20 protein-coding genes are annotated in these 23,866 nt (G+C 62.6%); 16 read left to right on the top strand and 4 right to left on the bottom strand.

From position 1 onward, the window contains the following. The first annotated feature begins 8 nt into the window (after positions 1–8). Positions 9–206: a putative motility protein gene (locus ACIN8IBEIGE_RS00775; RefSeq protein ID WP_160012973.1), complete on the top strand. Its 198-nt coding sequence runs from the start codon at positions 9–11 to the stop codon at positions 204–206. On the opposite strand, the gene ACIN8IBEIGE_RS00770 is transcribed toward ACIN8IBEIGE_RS00775, so the two are convergent. Then, on the bottom strand, positions 203–1,855 hold the full coding sequence (locus ACIN8IBEIGE_RS00770; protein ID WP_160012972.1) for an NAD(P)/FAD-dependent oxidoreductase: 1,653 nt from the start codon (positions 1,853–1,855) through the stop codon (positions 203–205). The two genes, ACIN8IBEIGE_RS00775 and ACIN8IBEIGE_RS00770, sit on opposite strands and share 4 nt — an antisense overlap. 126 nt (positions 1,856–1,981) lie before the next feature. Here ACIN8IBEIGE_RS00770 and ACIN8IBEIGE_RS00765 point away from each other — a divergent pair, with 126 nt between their 5' ends. Beyond that, positions 1,982–2,518, top strand: coding sequence for a PadR family transcriptional regulator (locus tag ACIN8IBEIGE_RS00765; protein WP_160012971.1), 537 nt, complete (start codon positions 1,982–1,984; stop codon positions 2,516–2,518). Positions 2,519–2,615: 97 nt separating this feature from the next. Then, positions 2,616–3,869 (top strand): HD-GYP domain-containing protein, encoded by a 1,254-nt coding sequence (locus ACIN8IBEIGE_RS00760; protein WP_160012970.1) that lies wholly within the window; start codon positions 2,616–2,618, stop codon positions 3,867–3,869. Here ACIN8IBEIGE_RS00760 and ACIN8IBEIGE_RS00755 read toward each other — a convergent pair. Continuing rightward, positions 3,866–4,714, bottom strand: coding sequence for a 23S rRNA (adenine(2030)-N(6))-methyltransferase RlmJ (locus ACIN8IBEIGE_RS00755; protein ID WP_160012969.1), 849 nt, complete (start codon positions 4,712–4,714; stop codon positions 3,866–3,868). The two genes, ACIN8IBEIGE_RS00760 and ACIN8IBEIGE_RS00755, sit on opposite strands and share 4 nt — an antisense overlap. Before the next feature lie 98 nt (positions 4,715–4,812). Here ACIN8IBEIGE_RS00755 and ACIN8IBEIGE_RS00750 point away from each other — a divergent pair, with 98 nt between their 5' ends. From ACIN8IBEIGE_RS00750 to selO, 5 genes are all read left to right on the top strand, one after another. After that, the gene (locus ACIN8IBEIGE_RS00750) at positions 4,813–5,856 is read left to right on the top strand and encodes a nitronate monooxygenase family protein (protein ID WP_160012968.1); all 1,044 of its coding nucleotides are present in this window, start codon (positions 4,813–4,815) and stop codon (positions 5,854–5,856) included. 197 nt (positions 5,857–6,053) lie between these two features. After that, entirely contained in the window at positions 6,054–7,871 is a 1,818-nt protein-coding gene (locus ACIN8IBEIGE_RS00745) for an acyl-CoA dehydrogenase (protein ID WP_160012967.1), read from the top strand. Positions 7,872–8,011: 140 nt separating this feature from the next. After that, positions 8,012–9,757 (top strand): potassium/proton antiporter, encoded by a 1,746-nt coding sequence (locus ACIN8IBEIGE_RS00740; protein WP_160016274.1) that lies wholly within the window; start codon positions 8,012–8,014, stop codon positions 9,755–9,757. Between the two features lie 145 nt (positions 9,758–9,902). Then, a complete protein-coding gene (gene mscK / locus ACIN8IBEIGE_RS00735; protein WP_160012966.1) occupies positions 9,903–13,262 on the top strand; it encodes a mechanosensitive channel MscK in 3,360 nt (1,119 codons plus the stop codon). A 75-nt stretch (positions 13,263–13,337) separates the two neighbouring features. Continuing rightward, positions 13,338–14,798: a protein adenylyltransferase SelO gene (gene selO / locus ACIN8IBEIGE_RS00730; RefSeq protein WP_160012965.1), complete on the top strand. Its 1,461-nt coding sequence runs from the start codon at positions 13,338–13,340 to the stop codon at positions 14,796–14,798. Positions 14,799–15,006: 208 nt separating this feature from the next. Here selO and ACIN8IBEIGE_RS00725 read toward each other — a convergent pair whose 3' ends face one another. Further along, positions 15,007–15,705, bottom strand: a complete 699-nt coding sequence (locus ACIN8IBEIGE_RS00725; RefSeq protein ID WP_160012964.1) for an aspartate/glutamate racemase family protein — start codon at positions 15,703–15,705, stop codon at positions 15,007–15,009. A gap of 243 nt (positions 15,706–15,948) precedes the next feature. On the opposite strand from ACIN8IBEIGE_RS00725, the gene ACIN8IBEIGE_RS00720 reads away from it, so the two are divergent. The 5 genes from ACIN8IBEIGE_RS00720 to ACIN8IBEIGE_RS00700 all read left to right on the top strand — a co-directional run bounded on the left by ACIN8IBEIGE_RS00720 (position 15,949) and on the right by ACIN8IBEIGE_RS00700 (position 21,067). Further along, positions 15,949–17,745: an SLC13 family permease gene (locus ACIN8IBEIGE_RS00720; protein WP_160012963.1), complete on the top strand. Its 1,797-nt coding sequence runs from the start codon at positions 15,949–15,951 to the stop codon at positions 17,743–17,745. A 122-nt stretch (positions 17,746–17,867) separates the two neighbouring features. Continuing rightward, positions 17,868–19,145, top strand: a complete 1,278-nt coding sequence (locus ACIN8IBEIGE_RS00715) for a bifunctional O-acetylhomoserine aminocarboxypropyltransferase/cysteine synthase (RefSeq protein WP_160012962.1) — start codon at positions 17,868–17,870, stop codon at positions 19,143–19,145. Between the two features lie 60 nt (positions 19,146–19,205). Next, positions 19,206–19,640 (top strand): thioredoxin TrxC, encoded by a 435-nt coding sequence (trxC, locus tag ACIN8IBEIGE_RS00710; RefSeq protein WP_160012961.1) that lies wholly within the window; start codon positions 19,206–19,208, stop codon positions 19,638–19,640. Between the two features lie 94 nt (positions 19,641–19,734). Next, the gene (locus tag ACIN8IBEIGE_RS00705; protein WP_160012960.1) at positions 19,735–20,178 is read left to right on the top strand and encodes a PaaI family thioesterase; all 444 of its coding nucleotides are present in this window, start codon (positions 19,735–19,737) and stop codon (positions 20,176–20,178) included. Positions 20,179–20,266: 88 nt separating this feature from the next. Beyond that, complete coding sequence (locus ACIN8IBEIGE_RS00700; RefSeq protein WP_160012959.1) at positions 20,267–21,067, top strand: universal stress protein; 801 nt, start codon at positions 20,267–20,269, stop codon at positions 21,065–21,067. A 58-nt stretch (positions 21,068–21,125) separates the two neighbouring features. On the opposite strand, the gene ACIN8IBEIGE_RS00695 is transcribed toward ACIN8IBEIGE_RS00700, so the two are convergent. Beyond that, positions 21,126–21,899, bottom strand: coding sequence for a ParA family protein (locus ACIN8IBEIGE_RS00695; protein WP_160012958.1), 774 nt, complete (start codon positions 21,897–21,899; stop codon positions 21,126–21,128). 212 nt (positions 21,900–22,111) lie between these two features. Here ACIN8IBEIGE_RS00695 and ACIN8IBEIGE_RS00690 point away from each other — a divergent pair, with 212 nt between their 5' ends. From ACIN8IBEIGE_RS00690 to ACIN8IBEIGE_RS00680, 3 genes are read left to right on the top strand one after another with little or no spacing between them, the layout of a single operon-like run. After that, positions 22,112–22,843 (top strand): beta-ketoacyl synthase chain length factor, encoded by a 732-nt coding sequence (locus tag ACIN8IBEIGE_RS00690; protein WP_160016273.1) that lies wholly within the window; start codon positions 22,112–22,114, stop codon positions 22,841–22,843. Then, positions 22,816–23,631 (top strand): 1-acyl-sn-glycerol-3-phosphate acyltransferase, encoded by an 816-nt coding sequence (locus ACIN8IBEIGE_RS00685; RefSeq protein ID WP_178124314.1) that lies wholly within the window; start codon positions 22,816–22,818, stop codon positions 23,629–23,631. The genes ACIN8IBEIGE_RS00690 and ACIN8IBEIGE_RS00685 overlap by 28 nt, the downstream gene beginning before the upstream one ends. Then, a complete protein-coding gene (locus ACIN8IBEIGE_RS00680) occupies positions 23,606–23,866 on the top strand; it encodes a phosphopantetheine-binding protein (RefSeq protein WP_090249897.1) in 261 nt (86 codons plus the stop codon). The genes ACIN8IBEIGE_RS00685 and ACIN8IBEIGE_RS00680 overlap by 26 nt, the downstream gene beginning before the upstream one ends.

The raw sequence follows: 23,866 nt of genomic DNA, 5'->3' as shown, positions 1-23,866 counted from the left end.
ATAGCACGATGGAACTCAGCGGCCTGAGCAATCAGGTGTCGACCCAGGCAGCGGCTCAGGCCTCTGCCCTGGCCTCACTGTTGTTGCTGCGCAAAACCCTGGAACTGCAGGCTGCCAGCATCGGCGGCCTGGTCCAGGCCGCCACGCCAGCCAGCGTGCCGAGCAATCCGCCCAATCTGGGCAATAGCGTCGACGTGATGATTTAGCCAGCCACATCCGCCGCCGCACTGCCATCGGCGGTAGTTTCCGCCTTCCAGCTTTTCAACAGTTTGCCGACCTTGTAACCACGCCAGCCCAGCATGCGTGAGGCAGTCAGTACCCCGGCCATCAGCGCCCCGCCTACCCCCGCAGTCACTGTATCGGCGCCAGTCAGATACAGGCCCTTGATCGGCGTCTGGCTGTGAATCCAGTGCTGTTCGAAGCGCTCTACCGTGTGGTCGATGCCGTAGATCTCGCCCTGCTCGTTCCACTGGTACCACTCGGTGGACAGCGGCGTGCCCAGCTCGCAGAAGTCCAGTGCGCCGCGCAATTGCGGCTGATGCTGGTAGAGGGTTTCCAGCAACTGCTCGGTGAGCTGCGCCTTGAACGCCTCGTAGTCGGCGCCGCGCTTGCCCCAGGTGGTGCCCTTCCACTGGGCGAACCACTGCGGCTGGGTCGGTGCGACGATTTCCACCGTGGCCTTGTTCGGATAATGCGCATCCCAGGCCGGGTCCTTGGCCGAGGGGAAGCTGATGTAGATCAGCGGCATCGCCGGGTTCTGCCCGGCCATAAAGCTGCTGACGTTATGGTCGTGGTCGTGGGTCGGGTAGACCCAGTAATTGGTCTTCGGCAGCTTCAACTCGGCGGCGCTGCCCTTGAAGCCTGCGTACAGGCACAGGGTGGCGGCCGACAGTTTGACCTTGGGCAGTTGCTCCAGCAGGCCATGGTCACTGGCCACCGTCGGCTCAATCAGGCGAGTATAGGTCGGCACCAGACCGGCGCAGCTGACGATCTGTGGCGCGCGGATCTCGAAGCCGTCTTTCTGCATGCGCACACCGACCGCGCGACCGTTCTCCACCAGGATCTTGTCGACCCCGGCATAGGTGAACACCTGGCCGCCTGCGGCTTCGATCACCGGGATAATGCTTTCGGAAATCTTCGTCGCGCCGCCCACCGGGTAGTTACCGCCGGTGATGTAGTGCTTGGCGACCATCGCGTGCATCACAAATGCGGCTTCAGCCGGCGGCAGGCCGTAATCACCCCATTGCGCGGTGAGCACGCCGATCAATTCCTGATTGTCGGTCAGGCCTTCGAGCACTTCACGGGTGGTTTTGAAGAAGTAATCCGGCAGCCATAAACGGCGTAGCCTGCTGTAGAGCATGCCCAGTGAACGCGGCAGAGCTTGCCCGGCGAAGAAGCGCGGCACCTTGGCGCTGACTTCGCTAAGCAGGTCGACATAGCGCTCCAGCACCGCAGTTTCCCCGGGAAAGTGGCGCGCCATCTCCGCCTTGAATTCCTCGCGTCCGGCCACGTAGTCGTAAGTCTGCTCGCCGATCACGACGCGGTCATAGTGCGCATCCATTGGCGCCCATTCGAGCTTGCCGTCGCTGATCACATCGAACACCCGGCGGATCGCCGACCAGGGTTTATGCACCTCGCCGATGTAATGCACGCCCACATCCCACTCGTAGCCTTCGCGCTCATAGCTGTGGGTATAGCCGCCGGCGGTGTAGTGCTGCTCCAGCACACACACGCGCTTGCCGAGCTTGGCCAGCAACGCGGCGGTGGTCAGGCCGCCGATACCGGAGCCGATGATGATGGCGTCGTAATCACCCTGAACCAGGCGCGGACGGAAGCGGGTACCGGTGCGTTTCATGGGAAGCTCCTGCGTTATTCTTGTTATGCAATTTTTTGCATACTAGACAGCGACTGGGGTCGATGCAACTTTTTGCATAGACCGTATACTGCGGCGCACCTCAATTGCAGCCGGTGAAACCCGCCTATGTCGCTCAAGCACGCCATCCTTATCCTGCTGGAAAGCGAACCCGGCAGCGGCTACGACCTGCTCAAGCGCTTCAAGGATGGTCTCGGCTACTTCTGGAACGCCAAACACCAGCAGGTTTATCTGGAGCTGAAAAAACTCAGTGAGGCCGGCTGGCTGGAGTTCGAGGCGCAGACCCAAGACACCCGTCCGGACAAGAAGAACTACCGCCTCACCCCAGCCGGCCACAGCGAACTGCTGCGCTGGCTGGGCGAGCCGGTGCAGCCGAACAAGATCAACGATGCACTGCTGGTAAAGCTATACGCCGGTGCGCATACCTCGCTGGATAACCTGCGCGAGGAAATGCAGCGCCATATAGCCGTGCACCGCAAGACCCTGGACAGCCTGCTCAGCATCGAGCGTGACTACCTGGCCTTGCCCGATGAGCAACGCAAAGCGCTGCGCCTGCCCTACCTGACCCTGCGCCGCGGCATTCTTGGCGAACAGTCCTGGCTGGCCTGGGCCGATGAGGTCGAACAGGAGCTGCAACACAACTAACAGGCCGCACCTAGGCATAGAAGTGCTTGCCGATTGCTGCCAGCTCATAGGCAAACCGCTAGACTGCAAGCCAATAGCCACCATCGCCGATACCCGCATGCCTGCGACCTCCGCCTACATCTCCCCCGATCAGCTGTGCGTCGGCCTGTATATCCAGCTCGAACTGGCCTGGTGGGAGCACAACTTTGCTTTCAGCAATTTCAAGATCAAGGACGAAGGGCAGATCAAGGCCCTGCGCGCCCTAGGCCTGGAGCGCCTGCGCTATGACCCGGCGCGCAGCGATTGCCCGCCGCTGGACGCCACTGCGGCCCCGGTTGCGGCCGAGCCCGTAGCAGCGCCAACGCTCAGCCCGCAACAGCAGGCCAGCCAGGCCCGCGCGGAAAAGCTCAAGGCGTTGCGCAAACGACTGGCCGAGGTGGACCGCAAGTTCGTCCAGGCCAGCCAACAGGTCAAGACACTTAACCAGACCCTGCGCAGCCGCCCGGAAGACGCCATCAAACAGGCCGGCGAGATTGTCGGCGCTATGGTCGAAACCCTGCTCGGCGGCAGCGGCGTGGTATTGCACAGCATCAACAGCAAGGCCGCCGAGGACAGTTATTTTCACTCACTGAACGTCACGGTGCTGAGCCTGATGCTGGGTCGCCAGCTCGGCCTGGACAGCGAGGATTGCCATATCCTCGGCCTCGGCGCACTGCTGCACGATGTCGGTAAGCTGGAAGTACCGAGCAAGGTGCTGCTGAAAAGCGAACCGCTGACCCGCCCGGAACAACAACTACTGCAACTGCACTGCGAATTCGGCCTGCGCATGGGCCAGAAACTGATGCTGGATGATGAGGTGCTACGCATCATCCACGAACACCATGAGTACTGCGATGGCAGCGGCTACCCACGCCAGCTGCATGAAGCCGCAATTGGCCGCCTGAGCCGCCTGGTGTGCATTGCCAACCAGTTCGACAACCTCTGCAACCCGCTCAATCCGCGCGATGGTCTCAGCCCGCACGAAGCCCTGGCGCTGATGTTCAAACAATACAATGCGCGCTTCGATGCGGTGGCGCTGAAAGCCTTTATCCGCTGCATGGGCGTTTACCCGCCCGGCTGCCTGGTGCAGCTGGAGGATCAACGCTACGGCCTGGTACTGGGCATGAACCCGAGCCAGCCGCTGAAACCGACGCTGATTGTCTATGACGCCGGCGTGCCCAAAAACGAGGCAATGATCATCGACCTCGAGCAGGAACCGCGCCTCGCCATCGCCAACAGCCTGCGCCCGGCCCAGCTACCGCGCGAGGCGCTGGAATACCTTAATCCGCGCCAGCAGCTGAGCTACTTCGTTGAGCCTACGCAGGGCCGTTAGCTGCCGCTACTTTCCTCGATCAGCCAATCCAGTCGCCAGCCGCCCTGGCTTTGCCCCAGCAGGTCAGCCAGCCACGGCAGGATCTGCTTGAGTTCGTCCTCCAGCCCCCATGGCGGGTTGCTGATCACCAGGCCGGAGCCGTTCAGCCGCGCGGCTTCATCGGTGGGGTGTACATAGAGTTCGACGCGCAGCAGCTTGGGCGCTTTGCTTTTTTGCAGGTCGCGGTAAAAGCGACTGAGCTGACGCAGGTCCTTGATCGGGTACCAGATCGCCACCACCGCCTGGCGCATACGGCCGATGGCTTCGCTCAACGACTGGGCGCAGCGTTCCATCTCATCAACCTGCTCGAAGGGTGGATCGATCAGCAGCAGGGCACGTTTCTCGCGGGTCGGCAGCAGAGCGCGCGGCACATACCAACCCTCGCCCAGGTGCACCGCAACGCGGCGGTCGCCGTGCATGTTTTCCTTGAGCAGACGGCCGTCTTCCGGGTGTTTCTCGTTCAGATGCAAGCGGTCCTGCTCACGGGTCAGCAGCCGCGCCAGCTCCGGTGAGCCAGGGTAATGGCGCAGCTCGCCATCCGGGTTCATTGCACGGATCACTTCCAGATAGTCCAGCAGCGGGTCCGGCACATCGCTGGCCTGCCACAGTCGGGCGATACCTTCCAGCCACTCGCCAGTGCGACTGGCCTGGTCGCCGCGCAGGTCATACAGGCCGATGCCGGCATGGCTGTCGAGGTAGGCGAACGGCGCCTCCTTGCGTGACAGCAGGGCGATCAGGCGAGTGAGGACGTAGTGTTTCAGCACATCGGCATGGTTGCCGGCATGGAAGGCGTGGCGGTAGTTCATTGGGGGCGGGCTCCTGTGGCCGGGCAGTTTACCAGTTTGCCAGACGCCGGATGGATCAGTACGGTGGCCGCTGATCCGTCAGGCAAGGGAGAACCTACATGTCACTGCAAGACCTATTGGGCATTGAGCTGCCACTGATTCAGGCACCGATGGCCGGCGTACAGCTGCACGGTTTGGCCGCCGCCGTATCGAATGCCGGCGCGCTCGGTTCGCTACCCTGCGCCATGCTCGACGCCACCGGCTTGCGCAAGGAGCTGCAGGCACTGCACGAGAAAACCAGCAAGCCCTATAACCTGAACTTCTTCTGCCACACCCCGCCAGACGCCGATGCTGCTCGCGAAGCAACCTGGCGCGAGGCGCTGGGCCCTTACTATGCCGAGTTCGGCATTGATCCGACGACCATCGCCAGCGGGCCCGGCCGTCTGCCGTTCAGTGCCGAGATGGCCGATGTGCTGGATGAGTTTCGCCCATCGGTGGTGAGTTTCCACTTCGGCCTGCCCTCGGCTGAGCTGTTAGCACGGGTTAAAGCCTGTGGGGCCAAGGTGCTTAGCTCGGCAACCACGGTGGCAGAGGCACTGTGGCTGCAGGCCAACGGCGCTGACGCAATTATCGCCCAGGGCCTGGAAGCCGGCGGTCATCGCGGCATGTTTCTCACTGATGAACTGAGCAGCCAGCTCGGCACCTTTGCCCTGCTGCCGCAGATCGTCCAGGCCGTGCGCTTGCCGGTGATTGCCGCCGGCGGCATTGCCGATGCCCAGGGCGTGCGCGCGGCCATGGCCCTCGGTGCGGCCGGGGTGCAAATTGGCACCGCCTACTTGTGCTGTGATGAAGCCAGCACCAGCGCCCTTCACCGCGCCGCCCTGCACAGCCCGGCGGCGCGGCATACCGCCCTGACCAATCTGTTCAGCGGGCGCCCGGCGCGCGGCATCGTCAACCGGGTGATACGTGAGTTGGGCCCAATCAGCGCCCTTGCGCCGGAGTTCCCCCAGGCGACTGCGGCCATTGCGCCGCTGCGAACTAAGGCTGAAAGCCTGGGCAGCGGTGATTTCTCGCCGCTCTGGGCGGGGCAGAATGTCAGCGGCTGCAAGTCCATCGGTGCCGCCGAACTGACCCGCGAGCTGGCTCAGGGCTTTATCCAATAAGCACGATTGCTACTGCGCAGCCCCGTAGGGCGGATGAGGTCTTTTTCATCCACCATTGCGATCTGGTGGATGGATAAAGCGCCATCCACCCTACTCAACCGCCCCGGCCCAACGCCCCGTTATCACGCTAATTGATAGTGCTGGGAGCTGCGCACGCGCCTGCTTAGACTCGCGGCATCGTAACCGGAGGCACACCTATGTCCGAGTCCCTGCTCAGTTCCCGCAACCTGGCCTTCGAGCTGTACGAAGTGCTGGACGCCGAAGGCCTGACCCAGCGCGAGCGTTTCGCGGAACACAGCCGCGAAACCTTTGACGCCGCCATCGACACCGCCCGCAGCATCGCGGAAAACCTGTTTGCCCCGCACAACCGCAAGAATGACGAAAACGAGCCGGAGTACGTCGACGGCGCGGCGGTGCTGATCCCCGAAGTGAAACCGGCGGTGGACGCCTTCCTCGAAGCCGGCTTCCTCAACGCCACCCGCGAATTCGAAGTCGGCGGCATGCAGCTGCCCAACCTGCTGTCGCAGGCCTGCTTCGCGCACTTCCAGTCGGCCAACGCGGCGACCACCTCGTACCCGCTCCTGACCATGGGCGCGGCCAACCTGATCGAGACCTTCGGCAGCGGTGAGCAGAAGCAGCGCTTTCTGCAGCCGATGATCGACGGCCGTTTCTTCGGCACCATGGCGCTGACCGAGCCGCATGCTGGCTCCTCGCTGTCGGACATCCGCACCCGCGCCGAGCCGGCCGAAGACGGCACGTACCGACTCAAAGGCAACAAGATCTTTATCTCCGGCGGCGACCATCCGCTGTCAGAAAACATCGTGCACATGGTGCTGGCCAAGCTGCCGGATGCCCCACCGGGCGTGAAAGGCATCAGCCTGTTTATCGTGCCGAAGTTTCTGGTCAACGCTGACGGTAGCCTGGGCAAGCGTAACGACGTGGTCCTGGCCGGGCTGTTCCACAAGATGGGCTGGCGCGGCACCACCTCCACGGCGCTGAACTTTGGTGATAACGGCGATTGCGTCGGCTACCTGGTGGGCAAACCGCACCATGGCCTGAGCTATATGTTCCAGATGATGAACGAGGCGCGCATTGGCGTCGGCATGGGCGCAGTGATGCTCGGCTACGCCGGCTACCTGTACTCGCTGGACTACGCCCGCCAGCGCCCGCAAGGCCGCCTGCCCGATGGTAAGGACCCGACCTCCAATCAAGTTTCGATCATCGAGCACGCCGACGTGCGGCGCATGCTGCTGACCCAGAAAGCCTACGTGGAAGGCTCCTTCGACCTCGGTCTGTACGCCGCGCGGCTGTTCGACGACACCCTGACCCTGGAGACCGAAGAAGAGCGCCGCAGCGCTCTGGAGCTGCTCGACCTGCTCACCCCGATCGTCAAATCCTGGCCGTCGGAGTTCTGCCTCAAGGCCAACGAACTGGCCATCCAGATTCTCGGCGGCCATGGCTACACCCGCGATTACCCGGTGGAGCAGTACTACCGCGACAACCGCCTCAACCCGATCCATGAAGGCACCCACGGCATCCAGTCCCTCGACCTGCTCGGGCGCAAGGTCTCGATGAATGGCGGTGCGGCGCTCAAGCAGTTGCTCAAGCTGATCCACGGCACCTGCCAGCGTGCCGAAGCCCACGCCTCGCTGACCGCCCTGCGCCAGCCGCTGGAGCAACTGCTGGCACGCCTGCAAGCCGTGACCCTGGCCCTGCTGGGCGACCTGATGAGCGGCAAGGTCAATGAAGGCCTGGCCAACTCGGCGCTGTACCTCAAGGTATTCGGCCACACGGTGATCGGCTGGCGCTGGCTGGAGCAGGCGATCCGTGCCGAAGAAGGCCTGGCCCGACTCAATAACGGCGAGGGCAACGCCGCCGATGCCGACTTCTACCAGGGCAAGCTGAAGGCCGCACGTTACTTCCTGACCTGGGAAGTGCCGAGCTGTCACCACGATTTGGCGATTCTCGAAGCCCGCGATGACACCTGTCTGAGCATGCAGGACGCCTGGTTCTAAACCAAACGAAGCGCTGTTGAAGCTGACGCCCCGCTGAACGCGGGGCGTTTTTTTTCAGCGGCAAAACCGGTCTGCGGTTAGAATCTATGGCACGCGCCATGCATAGTGGCAAGCTCACCAACCCGCACGGAGTACGCGCCTTGGATGCCAGCACCATCAATAATCTGTTTTTGATCGGTGGCATTCTGGTCGCAATGAGCATTCTGGTCAGTGCGTTCGGCTCGCGCTTCGGCATCCCGATTCTGGTGATCTTTCTTGCTGTCGGCATGCTCGCCGGCACCGATGGCCCTGGTGGCATCGTCTTCAACAACTACCCGCTGGCCTACCTGGTCGGCAACCTGGCGTTGGCCATCATCCTGCTCGATGGTGGCATGCGTACGCGGGTCTCCAGCTTTCGCGTGGCCTTGTGGCCATCACTCTCACTGGCCACCGTCGGCGTCCTGATCACTGCCGGCCTGACCGGCGTGGCAGCAGCCTGGCTGTTCGACCTGAGCTGGATGGAAGGCCTGCTGATCGGCGCGATCGTCGGCTCCACCGATGCTGCCGCGGTATTCAGCCTGCTCGGCGGGCGCGGCCTGAACGAGCGGGTCAGCGCCACCCTGGAAATCGAGTCCGGCAGCAACGACCCGATGGCGGTGTTTCTCACCGTCACCCTGATTGCCATGCTTGCCAGCGGCCAGGACGGCATGAGTTGGAGCCTGCTGGTGCAGCTGCTGCAACAGTTCGGCATCGGTGCGCTGTTCGGCCTCGGTGGCGGCTGGCTGCTGCTCAACCTGATCAACCGCATGGAACTGGCCAACGGCCTGTATCCGCTGCTGGTGGTCAGCGGCGGCCTGATCATCTTCGCCATCACCACGGCCGTCGGCGGCAGCGGCATTCTGTCGATCTACCTGTGCGGCCTGCTGCTGGGCAACCGGCCGATTCGCTCGCGCCACGGCATCCTGCACATGCTCGACGGTCTGACCTGGCTGGCGCAGATCGGCATGTTCCTGGTCCTCGGTCTGCTGGTCACCCCGCACGAGCTGCTGCCGATTGCCTTGCCAGCCCTGGGCCTGGCGCTGTGGATGATCCTGTTCGCCCGGCCGCTGTCGATCTTCCTCGGCCTGTTGCCATTCCGTGCCTTCCATGACCGCGAGCGCGCCTTTATCGCCTGGGTGGGACTGCGTGGCGCGGTGCCGATCATTCTCGCGGTGTTCCCGCTAATGGCCGGCCTGCCGAATGCCCAGCTGTTCTTCAACGTGGCGTTCTTTATCGTGCTGGTTTCGCTGTTGCTGCAGGGCACCAGCCTGCCGTTTGCCGCCAAGTTGTTGCGTGTGACCGTGCCGCCGGAGCCGGCACCAGTGTCACGTGCCGGCCTGGACGTGCACCCGACCAGCCAGTGGGAGCTGTTTATCTACCGCCTCGGAGCGGAAAAATGGTGCATCGGCGCGCCTTTGCGCGAGCTGAAAATGCCCGAAGGCACGCGCATTGCCGCGCTGTTCCGCGGCAAGGAGCTGCTGCACCCCTCCGGCAGCACGACTCTGGATGCCGGCGACCTGCTCTGCGTGGTTGGCCATGAACACGACCTGCCCGCCCTCGGCAAACTGTTCAGCCAGGCGCCAACGCGCGGCCAGGACCTGCGTTTCTTTGGTGACTTCGTACTCGAAGGCGATGCCGAACTGGCCGCCATCGCCGCACTCTACGGCCTGCAACTGGAAGGCGCCGAAGGTCAGCTGCATCTGGGCCGCTTTATCGCCCACAAGATTGGCGGCTCGCCGGTTATCGGCGACCAGGTGGAATGGCAAGGCCTGACCTGGACCGTGGCCGCCATGGAAGGGAACAAGATCCGCAAGGTCGGCGTCAGATTCCCCGAAGGCAGTCGCCCAGGCCCTGGGCTCTTCCTTTAAGCGCCGGGTTACGCGTCAGCGCTATTGGCTTAAAAAAGCCCAGCACAAGAGCGTAATCTAGCGCCCAAAAGCCGTTATACGCGGCACAGGCGCTTAACCAGGCGCCTGTTAAACTCAGCCTCTTTTCGAGCCAACGATCGTCACTATGCCCTCTCTTCGCACCTATCTTGCCGTCGCACTGCTCGGGCTGTGCCTGAGCGCCCCGCTGCTACAGGCCGCCGAGCCACCGAGCCGGGCTGACGTACAAAGCAGCCTGGACAACCTGGCCGACCGCAAGCTGCCGGAAGCCGAGCAGCTGGCCATCAAGCAGACCCTGGAGAAAACCCTGGCGCTGCTGAATGAAAAAGCCGACAGCGAGCAGCGCCGTGTCGACCTTGAGAAACAGCTGCAGCAAGCCCCACGCCTGATTGGTGAGGCGCAGCGCGATTACCAGCGACTGAAAAACAGCACGCCCACCCAGGTCAATCTGCGCTACGGCAAAAGCACACTGCCGCAGCTTGAACAACTACTCGCCGATCGCAACGCACAACTCAGCGAGTGGCAGAAACAGATCATCGAGGCCAACAGCCTGGTAATCACCGCGCAGACTCGCCCGGAACGCGCCCAGGCAGAAATCAGCGGCAACCAGACCCGCAGCCAGGAAATCAACAGCATCCTGAAAAGCGGCCGCGATGCCAGCAAACCGCTGAGCAATGAGCGGCGTAATCAGCTGAATGCCGAACTGGCCAAGCTCGATGCACAAACCCAGCTGCGCCGCCAGGAACTGGCCGGCAACAGCCTGCTGCAGGATCTCGGTAACAGCCGCCGCAGCCTGCTGGAAGAGCGCATCAAACGCCTTGAACAGGAACTGCTCGCCCTGCAGAACCTGATCAATGAAAAGCGCCGCGACCTTTCTGAGCAGACCCTTGCCGAACAGTCCCGTGAGGTCGAAAAAGCCGGCACCGACAGCCTGCTGGCACAGGAAAGCGCAATCAACCTGAAGCTCTCCGACTACCTGCTGCGCGCCACCGACCGGCTCAATGAGCTGACCCGCCTGAATCTGCAGACCAAACAGCAACTCGACAGCCTGAGCCAGAGCGATCAGGCCCTGGAAGAACAGATCAGCGTGCTGCAAGGCAGCCTGCTGCTCTCGCGCATCCTCTATAAGCAGCAGCAAGCCCTGCCGATATTGAAGATCGACAGCACCCTGCCCAACCAGATCGCCGACCTGCGCCTGTACCAGTTCGAGCTTAACCAGCAGCGCGAAGCCATCAACAACCCCAGCGTGTATGTCGACAACTTGCTCAGTGCCCAGGCCAATGAGCCCAACAGCCAGGCCCTGCGCACCGACCTGCTTGCGCTCACCGACACCCGCCGCGAGCTGATTGACCGCCTTAACCGTGAGCTGAACGCCCTGCTCAACGAGTCGATTACACTGCAGCTGAATCAGAAGCAGCTGAAAACCACCGCCGAAACCCTGCGTGCCACCCTCGATGAGCAGATGTTCTGGATCCCCAGCAACAAGCCGCTGGATCTGGAGTGGATCAAGTCTGTGCCGCGCCTGCTCGAACGGCAGGTTGCCGAACTGCCCTGGGGCGCCAACCTGCGCCAGCTGGGTGCAGGCCTGACCGAGCGGCCGCTGCTGTTCCTGCCCCTGCTGTTGCTGATTGCGCTACTGCTGTGGCGTCGCAGCTACCTGTACCGCAAGCTCGCCGAGCTGCATCAGGACATCGGCCACTTCAAACGCGACAGCCAGTTGCACACGCCGATGGCGATCATGCTCAACGTCTTGCTGGCGCTGCCCGGTACGCTGTTCCTGGCGCTGTGCGGCTTTGCCCTGCAAATGGATGCCCGCGGACAGAACGCCAACCTGGGTGAGGCGCTGTTCCAGATGGCCCAGGCCTGGCTGGTGTTCTACACCCTGTACCGCATCCTCGCCGATGGCGGCGTAGCCGAGCTGCACTTCCGCTGGGGCCGCTCACAGGTGGCCTTCCTGCATCGCCAGGTACGCCGTCTGGGCCTGGTGGTAATGGCCATGGTCGCCGTGGTCACGGTGGCCAAGCACCAACCCGCCGGTCTGGGCGATGACGTGATCGGCCTGACCGTGGTGCTGACCTGTTATGCATTGATGGTCTGGCTGCTGCACAAGCTGCTGCTCACCGGCCCGGCCCGCGCACACGCCTCGGCTTTCCGCATGCTGATCGGCACAGCCCTGAGCCTGCTGCCATTGGCGCTGATCATCGCGGTCGGCCTCGGCTACTACTACACCGCACTGAAACTCAGCGACCGCCTGATCAACACCCTGTACCTGCTGGTGATCTGGCTGGTCATCGAAGCCACCTTCGTCCGTGGCCTGGGCGTGGCAGCGCGGCGCCTGGCCTATCAGCGCGCCACGGCCAAACGCCAGGCACAGAGCAAGGAAAGCGGTGAAGGCACGGAAACCGTGGTCGAGGAGCCCACCCTGGATATCGAACAGGTCAACCAGCAGTCGCTGCGCCTGATTCGCCTGGCCCTGCTCGGCACCTTTATCGCGGGTCTGTACTGGGTCTGGGCAGACCTGATCTCGGTGTTTGCCTACCTCGACAATATCGCCCTCTACCAATACAGCAGTGGCAGCGGCGATGCCGTCACCCTGGTACCGATCAGCCTCAGTGATGTGCTTGGCGCCCTGATCATCGTCGGCATCACCATCGCACTGGGGCGCAACCTCCCCGGCCTGCTTGAAGTGCTGGTGCTGTCACGATTGAAGCTGGCCCAGGGCAGCGCCTACGCCACCACCACCCTGCTGTCCTACCTGATCGTCGCCATCGGTTTTGTCGCCACCCTGTCGACCCTTGGCGTCAGCTGGGACAAGTTGCAGTGGCTGGTCGCTGCCCTGTCGGTGGGCTTGGGTTTTGGCCTGCAGGAGATCTTCGCCAACTTTATCTCCGGCCTGATCATCCTGTTCGAGCGTCCGGTGCGTATCGGCGACGTGGTGACCATCGGTAACCTGTCCGGCACCGTGAGCAAGATCCGCATTCGCGCCACCACCATCACCGATTTCGACCGCAAAGAAATCATCGTGCCGAACAAGACCTTCGTCACCGACCAGTTGATCAACTGGTCGCTCAACGACACCATCACCCGGGTCATCGTGAAGATCGGCCTGGCCTACGAAAGCGACCTAGCCCTGGCACGCAAGCTGATGATGCAGGCCGCCGAGGAAAACCCGCGGGTACTGCGCGACCCGGCACCGCTGCTGTTCTTCCTGACCATCAGCGCCAGCACCTTCGACTACGAGCTGCGCTTCCATGTACGCGAGCTGGGTGACCGCAACGCCGCCACCGACGAAATCCTCACGCGTATCGCCCTGAGCTTCCGTGAGCACAACGTAGAAATGGCCTTCAACCAGGTCGAGGTGATGATCAAGAACCTGCACGGCCAGGAACTCAACCTCTCCACTGGACAAGTGGTGGCCGCCACGGCGGCAGCCGATGCGCAGCAGGGACAAGTACCACCACCGAGACCTGCAATCGACCCGCAGTAGCTTGCCGCCAGGCCCGCCAACACGGGCTGCCACCTCATCACTGCCGGGCCGCATGCGCCCGGCTGGAGCCTGACCGTGAAGCCGCTTATCGAGCTGCAGTTCGACAACCGTTTTGCCCGCCTCGGCGATGCCTTTTCCACCCACGTGCTGCCCGAGCCGATTGCCGAGCCGCGTCTGGTCGTTGCCAGCCCGGCCGCCATGGCCCTGCTTGATCTGGAGCCGAGCGAAGCCGACAGCGAGGTGTTCGCGCAGATCTTTGCCGGGCACAAGCTATGGAGCACCGCCGAGCCCCGCGCCATGGTCTACTCCGGGCATCAATTCGGCGGCTACAACCCGCGCCTGGGCGATGGCCGTGGCCTGCTGCTGGGTGAAGTGATCAACGACGCCGGCGAGTACTGGGATCTGCACCTCAAAGGCGCCGGACAAACGCCCTACTCGCGCATGGGCGACGGCCGCGCCGTGCTGCGTTCATCGATCCGCGAGTTTCTCGCCAGTGAGCACCTGCACGCCCTCGGCATCCCCAGCTCGCGGGCGCTGTGCGTGACCGGTTCCAGCACTCCAGTGTGGCGCGAAAAGCAGGAAACTGCGGCGATGGTGCTGCGCCTGGCACCCAGCCATATCCGCTTCGGCCACTTCGAATACTTCTATTACACCCAGCAGCATGAGCAGCTCAAACAGCTGGCCGAGCATGTGCTGCACTGCCACTACGCCGACTGTTTGCAGCAGGAACAGCCGTACCTGGCCATGTTCCGCGAAGTCATCGAGCGTAACGCCGCGATGATCGCCTACTGGCAGGCCTACGGTTTCTGTCACGGAGTGATGAACACCGACAACATGTCGATCCTCGGCATCACCTTCGATTACGGCCCCTACGCCTTTCTCGATGATTTCGATGCCCAGCACATCTGCAACCACTCCGATGACAGCGGTCGTTACTCGTTCAGTAATCAAGTGCCGATTGCCCAGTGGAACCTCGCCGCCCTCGGCCAGGCCCTGGTACCGCTGGTCGATGTCGACGCGCTGCGTGAGACGCTCGGTCTGTTCCTGCCGTTGTACCAGGCGCATTACCTCGATCTGATGCGCAAACGCCTGGGCCTGCTCAGTGCCGATGACGGCGACCAAGCCCTGGTGCAGCGCCTGCTGCAACTGATGCAGAGCAGCGCAGTGGATTACACCTTGTTCTTCCGCGAGCTCGGCGACAGCCCGGCAGCGCAAGCCGTGGCGCGCCTGCGCGACGACTTTACCGACCTGGCCGGTTTCGACGCCTGGGCCGCTGACTACCTGGCGCGCACCGCGCGCGATGGCGACGATACGGGGCAACGGCGCAGGCGCATGCATGCGGCCAACCCCAAGTACATTTTGCGCAACTACCTGGCCCAGCAGGTGATCGAAGCCGCCGAGCAGGGCGACTACGCCCCGGTGCGCGAACTGCATCAGGTACTGTCGCAACCCTTCGACGAGCAGCCCGGCTTCGAACGCTACGCCCAGCGTCCGCCGGAATGGGGCAAGCATCTGGAGATCAGCTGTTCGTCCTGAATAGAGCCACAGAGTGGATGACGCCTTTTTCATCCACCAACTGCCGCGGTGGATGGATAAAGCGCCATCCACCCTACGGACTGCCGTATCTGGTGTTCGTCGTAGGTTGGGTTGAGGAGCCTGCGACGAAGCCCAACGATAGCCGGGCGCAGCGCTACGCGCTCCCTGTTGGGCCGGACCGCGACCGGCTTCGCAAGCTCAACCCAACCTACACACCACCCAACATCCATTCCAGCCCCATGGCCACATGCAGCTCGGTGCTGTCGAGCAGCGGCAACGGTGCGCCCAGGCCATCGAGCAGCAAACCGATCTCGGTGCAACCCAGGATGGCCACCTCGGCACCCTGCCCCTGCAGCGTGCGCAAACAGTCCAGATAGAAGTCCCGGGCCTGCGGCAGAAACTGACCCTGGCACAGCTCGGCAAAGATCACCCGATCAATTTCCGCCATCTGCGCCGCGTCTGGAGTGATCACCTCAATCGCGAAGCGCTCGGCCAGACGCTGGCGGTAGAACGCCTCCTGCATGGTAAAGCGCGTGCCGAGCAAGGCCGCGCGGCGCACACCCTGGCGCTGCAGGGCCTGACCCACCGCATCACCGATATGCAGCAGCGGTATCTGCACCGCCGCTTCAATGGCCGGCGCAACCTTGTGCATGGTGTTGGTGGCCAGTAACAGGGCCGTTGCCCCTGCTCGCTCAAGCCCCTGAGCCGCCAGCGCCAGCACCTGCCCAGCGGCCTGCCAATCGCCACGCCGCTGCAGTTCGGCGATTTCGGAAAAATCCAGCGAATGCAGCAGCAAGGGCGCCGAATGCAAACCGCCGAGGCGTTCGCGCACGCCCTGGTTGAGCAAGCGGTAATAGCTGGCCGTCGACTCCCAACTCATGCCACCCAGAATGCCTAACTGACGCATATGCCCTCCCGTTAACGAAAGCCTTGAGCCTAATCCGCGGCCGAGCCAACGCACAGGCACAGTGCGCGGTAGAGCGGCCGGTACAGCCTTATCTATTAAATCGAAAAGGCATATAAACCTTTCCAAACATTCTTAGACTCTCTAAGCAGCAACCCTTATCTTCTCCGCCTTGCGTGACTGCCACGTCTGCATCGCGCACCCGATACCTCACACGAGACTCGTCCGCTTACGCTAAGGATGTTCATGTTCTGGGACTCTCTTCCTCTGCCCCTGCTGTTTGTCGGCGCCCTGCTGATCTGGGTGCTGTACGCCTTTGTGCGCGAGAAGTGGAGCCCGGACATTGTTGCGGCCATCGCCGTGGCGGCGCTGCTGATCACTCAGTTGCTGACGCCTGCGGAAGTGCTCAGCGTGCTGAGCAACTCGGCGCCCGTGACCATTGCCTGCATGTTCGTGCTCTCGGCCGCACTGGAACGCACCGGCTGCATCGACGCTCTCGGCAACTGGCTGGGGAATCTGGTCGGTACCAGCCCGATTCGCGTGCTCACCGGCTTGACCATCACCGCGCTGGTGATCTCGGCGTTCCTCAACAACACACCGGTGGTGGCCATTCTCACGCCAGTGGCAATTTCCCTGGCGCGGCGCGCCGGCACCCTACCGTCGAAACTGCTGATCCCGCTGTCCTACGCCACCATCCTTGGCGGCACCCTGACCATGATCGGTACCTCGACCAATATTCTGGTCGACGGCGTGGCACGCAAGGCGGGCCTTGAGCCCTTTGGCATGTTTGAGATCACCGGTGCCGGGCTGATCCTGGCAACGGTGGGCATGCTCTATCTGCTGACCATAGGTCGCCACCTGCTGCCCGAACGCGAGACCCTGTCCAAGCAGCTGCGCCCTAACCTCGACCGCACCTTTATGACCGAGCTGCTGGTGCCACAGAACTCACCAGTAATCGGCAAATCCCTGCACGAAGCCAACCTCAATGGCGGCAGCGGCTTGCAGGTGCTTAAGATCTTCCGCGACGAGCAGGAGCTCACCGAGCCGGCCCATGACACCCTGCTGGTGGCGGGCGACCAACTGGTGCTGCACGGTCAGGTCAAGGATGTAGTGGAGCTGCGCGAAAGTGGCCACCTGATCTTCAACCGCAGCGATGCGTTTGAAACCATCAGCAGCCATGACGTGATCCTCGCCGAGGCCATCGTCGGGCGTAACTCGCGCTACAGCCACCGGCCGATGCGCGACCTCGACCTCACCGCGCGCTATGGCATCGCCGTGCTTGCCGTGCACCGCCAGGATGAGAACATCCAGGGCAACCTGGATGACTTCGAACTGCAGTTCGGCGACGTGATGCTGGTGGAAGGCACGCCGACGCAAATCAAGCGTTTCGCCGACAACGGCGAGCTGATCAGCCTCAACGCCGTACAGGAACGCGCGTTCCGCCGCGACAAGGCACCGATTGCGATCATCGCTACCCTGGCCGTGATGCTGCTGGCCGCCTTCGGCGTAATGCCCATCGAAGGCCTGGCGATCATCGGCGCGGTGACCGTACTGGCGACCCGCTGCCTGGATGTGGAAGACGCCTACAAGGCGGTAGATTGGAAGATCCTCAGCCTGATCTTCGGCATGCTGGCCATCAGCATCGCCATGGACAAGGTCGGCCTGGTCAGCCTGATGGTCAGCAATGTCATGGGCCTGATGCCCTGGGCCGGCCCGCTGCTGATGCTGTCGTTTATCTACCTGTTCACCTCGATCCTCACCGAAGTGCTGTCGAACAACGCGGTGGCGGTACTGGTCACGCCGATTGCCATCGGCATGGCTCAGCACCTGGGCGTCGACCCGCGCGCCTTTGTGGTCGCGGTGATGTTCGCCGCCAGCGCCAGCTTCGCCACGCCCATCGGCTATCAGACCAACACCTTCGTCTACAACGCCGGCGGTTATCGCTTTACCGACTTTATGAAGGTCGGCATTCCACTCAACCTGCTGCTGTGGATCGTGGCCAGCTTCGTGATTCCCTGGTTCTGGCCGCTGGTGCCGGTGTAGCGGCATAAGCGGCGAAGATATCGATCTAACCCAAGGCCCGTTTCATTGCGCTAGCACATTGACCGGGCCTTGCTGATTTCTCCATGCTGCCAACCTTCAATCTGCCCTGAAGGAACGCGCGCATGAAATTGGAAACCCTGGCCATCCACGCCGGCTACAGCCCCGACCCGACCACCAAGGCGGTGGCCGTCCCGATCTACCAGACCAGCTCCTTTGCCTTCGACGACACCCAGCACGGTGCCGACCTGTTTGACCTGAAGGTCGCCGGCAATATCTATTCACGGATCATGAACCCGACCAACGCCGTGCTCGAAGAGCGCGTGGCGGCGCTTGAAGGTGGCGTCGGCGCACTGGCCGTGGCCTCGGGCATGGCGGCGATCACCTACGCGATCCAGACCGTGGCCGAAGCCGGTGACAACATCGTCTCGGTGGCCAAGCTCTACGGCGGCACCTACAACCTGCTGGCGCACACTCTGCCGCGCTTCGGCATCCAGACCCGCTTCGCCGCCCACGACGACATCGCCGCCCTGGAAGCGCTGATCGACGATAAAACCAAAGCGGTGTTCTGCGAATCCATCGGCAACCCGGCCGGCAATATCGTCGACCTCGCGGCCCTGGCTGCAGCCGCGCACCGCCATGGCGTGCCGCTGATCGTCGACAACACGGTGGCCACACCGGTTCTCTGCCGCCCGTTCGAGCATGGCGCAGACATCGTCGTGCACTCGCTGACCAAGTACATCGGAGGCCACGGCACCAGCATCGGCGGCATTGTGGTCGACTCCGGCAAATTCCCCTGGGCTGACAATAAAGCGCGCTTCCCATTGCTCAACACGCCCGACCCGTCCTACCACGGCGTGACCTATACCGAGGCCTTCGGCCCGGCCGCCTTTATCGGCCGCTGCCGCGTGGTGCCACTGCGCAACACCGGCGCGGCGCTGTCGCCGTTCAATGCCTTCCTCATCCTGCAAGGCCTGGAAACCCTGGCCCTGCGCATGGAGCGCCACTGCGAGAACGCGCTGAAGGTCGCCCATTACCTGCAGAATCACCCGCAAGTGGCCTGGGTGAAATACGCCGGCCTGCCCGATCACCCCGAGCATGCCCTGGCGCAGCGTTTCTGCGGCGGCACACCGGCCTCGATCCTGTCCTTTGGCATCAAGGGCGGTCAGGAAGCCGGCGCGCGCTTTATCGATGCGCTGCAGTTAGTGGTTCGTTTGGTGAATATCGGCGATGCCAAATCCCTGGCCTGCCACCCGGCCTCGACCACTCACCGCCAGCTGAATGACGAAGAACTGGAGCGCGCCGGCGTGCCGCGCGACATGGTGCGCCTGTCGATCGGCATCGAGCACAGCGACGATATCCTCGCCGACCTGGCCCAGGCGCTGGATGCCGCAGCGGGCTGATCGCCCTTGATATCCACGCAAGCGACTCCAGATAAGGGATAACCGCCTCTGGAGTCGCCCATGTCCAATCCCCTGCTGATCCCCTGCCCACAGTGCAATGGCCTTAATCGCATTCCCGCCGAGCGCCTGAGCGATGCGCCGCACTGTGGCCGTTGCAAATCGGAGGTGTTGCCCAGCACACCCTTCGAACTGACCCAGGCCAGCTTCGATGCGCAGAACAAGGGCGACCTGCCGCTGCTGATTGATGTCTGGGCCAGCTGGTGCGGCCCGTGCCGCAGCTTTGCCCCCATTTATGAGCAGGCCGCCGCGCAGCTACAAGGCCACTGCCGCCTGGCCAAGCTGGACAGCGAAGCCAACCCGCAGTTGTCGGCAGAAATGGGCATTCGCTCGATCCCGACGCTGATCCTGCTTAAGGGCGGTGTAGAAGTCGCCCGGCAGAGTGGTGCGCTGCCCCTGCCGCAACTGCTTGGCTGGTTGCGCCAGCAGGGCATTTGAGCGAATCGGTCAATTACGCATGGGCATTGCGGTCATTACTGCGCTCACGACCAACCTTTAGGCTGGCTGCACAACAAGACGTGTGGAGCCAAGCATGACGATGCCTATCGAACTGGTACGCCAGCTCACCGAAGAACAGATCGCCTTTGTCCAGCGCAGCGGGCTCAAGGCCGAAGTGCTGGAAGCTGGCCACATACGTCTGCGTATGCCGCTGGCAGGTAACCAGAACCATATCGGCAGCATGTATGCCGGTGCGCTGTTCACTCTGGCGGAAATTCCCGGCGGTGCGCTGTTTCTTACCAGCTTCGATGCGCAGCGCTTTTACCCCATCGTCAAGGAAATGAACCTGCGCTTTCGTCGCCCCGCCAGCGGTGATATCTGGGTGGAGGCGCACCTTGCAGCGGAAGAAATCCAGCAGCTGCAAAAGCAGGCAACAGAACTCGGCAAAGCCGAGTATGTTTTACAGTTGCAGCTGACCGATGAGAGTGGTGAAGTAGTGGCCGAGAGTCGCGGCCTGTATCAATTACGCGCACGCTGACACCTGACCTTGCCCTAGGTCAAAAGTCCAGCTATGACTCGAGGTCACAATAAATGTGCCGACATGCATCGGCAGGAGAACGCCGACCATGCCCAGTCACATCCTTATTGCCCACGACCTGCGCGACACTGCCGACATGGCGCTGTGCCGCGCCACCCAGCTGGCCAAGCAATTCAACGCCAAACTGACCATCCTGCATGTGCTCGACCCGAGCAAAAGCAGCCAGGAGCATGAGCAGGCCAAGCAGGCGCTGGACCGCAGCCTGACCCAATACGCCCCGGCTGGCAGTCAGCTGCTGATCCGCACCGGCATCAAGCCCTCGGAAGTGGTGCTGCAACAGCTTAATGAGCTGGGTTGCGACCTGCTGGTACTCGGTGGCCATCACCAGCGCCACGATTTTTTCTCCGGCACCAGCCTCGACCGCATAGCGCGCAACTGTCCGGTGCCACTGCTGCTGGTGGCGCGTAACGATTTCAAGCCATACCAGCGCGCACTGGCGGCCATCGACTTCTCGCTCTGCGCCTGCAGCGCCCTCGGCCAGGCCTACCGCCTGCTGCCGGAAACAGCCGAACTGCACGCCCTGCACGTCTTCGAGCCAGACAAGGGCACGCCCAAGCAGGTCGAGGCGCAACTGGCCACGCAAAAAGCCCTGATCAACCAGTTACTGGAAGATGAAGCGCAGAACCTGCCGGAGAATGGCCCGACCTTGACCCATTCGGTGGAACAAGGCGGCATCCTGCGCTGCCTGCAAGCACGCCTGAAAAGCACCAACACCGAACTGCTGGTACTCGGCAGCCACGGCCGCAGCGCACTGTCGCAAGCATTGCTTGGCAGCCTGGCGCAGCACTTCCTGCACAAGGCGCCTTGCGACATTTACGTCGTCAGATAGGTTTTCTACGTCCAACAAAAAAGCTGCCTAGGCAGCTTTTTTGTTATCCAGACTCAACTCAATCAGCGCTGTTAAGCAGGTCATGCAGCTCGACAAACTGCTGGGTCAACTTGTGGTTGCGGTCCAGATGGATCAGCGGCGTGCAGGCCTGGTGCGACTCACGCATCTTCACCGAACTCATCAGATTGACCGGCAGCACCGGCAGGCCCTCGGCAATCAGCTCATCGAGCAGCTGCTGCGGCAGGCTGGCACGCGGCTGAAACTGATTGACCACAATGCCCTCAACCTCCAGGCCTTCGTTGTGGTCTTCCTTGAGTTCTTCGATTTCGCGCAGCAAGCCGTACAGCGCCTGGCGCGAGAAGCTGTCGCAGTCGAACGGGATCAGCACGCGGTCGGCGGCGATCAACGCGGAGACAGTGTAGAAATTCAGCGCAGGTGGGGTGTCGAGGTAGATGCGCTCGTAGTCTTCGCTGAGCTCTTCGAGCAGTTTGCGCAGCTTGTTGATCTTGTGCTTCTGCTCCAACTTAGGTTGCAGATCGGCCAGCTCGGCGGTGGCGGTGACCACATGCAGGTTGTCGAACGGCGTCTCGTAGATATCCACGCTGCCTTTCTTGCCGAACGGTGCCGATGACAACGTGCCCTTGAAGAACTCGGCAATGCCCATGGGAATATCTTCACCGGTCAGGCCAGTGAGGTAATGGGTCGAATTGGCCTGGGCGTCCAGGTCGATCAGCAGCGTGCGATAGCCCTGGGAAGCGCTGACCGCGGCAAGGTTGCAGGCAATACTGGACTTACCCACACCGCCCTTCTGATTGAAGATCACGCGCCGCATGAAATACCCCCTGAATCCCGCATAAACCCCGAAATGGTCTCGGATTCTATGCAAACTACGTGACAAGGGCGAGATTTTCGGCAAAACCGCGCCGCCTCCGGTCAGAACAACAGGCCATAGATTTGCGCACGGCCCGTACGGTCTGGATAATGCCAGCACTTCGCCACACCTGCTGCCAAGCCATCCGCTGGTTGCGGCTGGCCGTAGCCGACATGGACGCCCACCGCGTGACACATTTCAGGATCGAACAATGGCGTGCCTGGGCCCCTGGCCTGGACAGCACGGCTGACTGGTGCGCCTGGCATCAGGCACCGTTGCGCCTGGTCGATACTGGCCAACAGCCGGATGTCAGCGCCCTACCGGCCATGCAGCGCCGGCGCCTGAGCCGCCTGGCGCGGATGGCCTTTCACGTCGCCTGGCCACTGGCCGAAGCGCACCCGCAATTGCCCATGGTGTTCGCCAGTCGGCATGGCGAAACCCCGCGTACCCTGACCATTCTCACCGACCTGGCGCATGGTGAGCCGCTGTCGCCGACCCAGTTCAGCCTCTCGGTGCATAACGCGATCATCGGTCTGTGGTCGATCCAGCGCGGCGATCACAGCGAAATGACGGCCATTGCCGGCGCCGGCGATGGCCTGGAAAACGCCATACTGGAAGCCTGCGGCATGCTCCACGACGGCGCTCCGGCAGTGTTGCTGGTGATTGCCGAAGAAACCCCGCCCGCGCTTTACGCGCCTTTTATCGACGACGTGCCGTTTCCCTATGCCGTTGGCCTGCTGCTGACGCCGGGTGATGACTGGCAGCTGCAACTGAGCCGCGCCAACGGCGCCGTCAGCGAATGGCCCCACGCCCTCAACCTGGTCCGCGCCCTGTGCAGCGACCAGCCGACCCTGCAGCACCACTGGAAGAGCCGACAATGGACTTGGTCACGCAACAAGGCCTGAGCCGTTACAGCGCGCCCTATCTCTGGCGGCTGATTGCCACAGCCCTGAGTTTCAGCCTGTTCGGCATTGGCGGGGTGCTGCTGCGCGTGCTGATCTTCCCGCTGCTGGCCCTGCTGCCGGGTGATGCCTTGAGTCGGCGCACCCGCGCCCGCGCGGTGGTAAGCAAGACCTTCTACCTGTTTGTACGCTTTATGTACCGCAGCGGCGTGCTGACCTACGAGGTCGAAGGCATCGAACGCCTCGGCCAGCCTGGGCAGATGGTCATCGCCAACCACCCGTCACTGATCGACGTGGTGGTGCTGATCGCCTTTATTCGCGACGCCAACTGCGTGGTCAAACAGAGCCTGTGGGATAACCCGAGCATGCGCGGGCCGATCCGCGCCGCCGGCTATATCAGCAACAGCGGCAGCATGGACATGCTCGACGAGGCCGCCGGCGCGCTGCAAAGCGGCCAGACCCTGATCGTGTTCCCCGAAGGCACGCGCACCACGCCGGGGCACAGCCCGGAGTTTCACCGCGGCGCAGCAGCCATTGCCCTGCGTGGCGCACGCATCGTTACGCCGGTGGTAATCAGCGTCAGCCCCACCACCCTGACCAAGGCCGAGCCCTGGTACAGCATTCCGTCGCGCCGTTTTCACATTCGCCTGCGCGTAGGCGAGGATATTGACCCAAACCAGTTCAATGCCATGGGGCCACCGCCGATAGCCTCACGCAAACTCAACGATTTTCTGCACCAACACTTTATGAAGGAGCTCGCCAAAGATGAGCGATTTACAGCTGGAAATTAAAAACCTGATCATCGACGCCCTGGGCCTGGAAGACATGGCTGCCGAAGACATCGCCGCCGACCTGACCCTGTTCGGTGAAGGCCTGGGCCTGGACTCGGTAGACGCCCTGGAGCTCGGCCTGGCTATCCAGAAACGTTTCGGCATCAAGATCGACGCCGAAGCCAAAGACACCCGCAAGCACTTTGCCAACGTAGCCAGCCTGGCGGCATTCGTGTCATCGCAACAGACCGCCTGA

Origin of the sequence: Pseudomonas sp. 8BK (genome assembly GCF_902506475.1) — a bacterium.
GTDB classification, from domain to species: Bacteria; Pseudomonadota; Gammaproteobacteria; order Pseudomonadales; family Pseudomonadaceae; genus Aquipseudomonas; species Aquipseudomonas anguilliseptica.
Note: the sequence above shows the minus strand (reverse complement) of the source record. Positions and strands in the feature narration are given on the sequence as shown.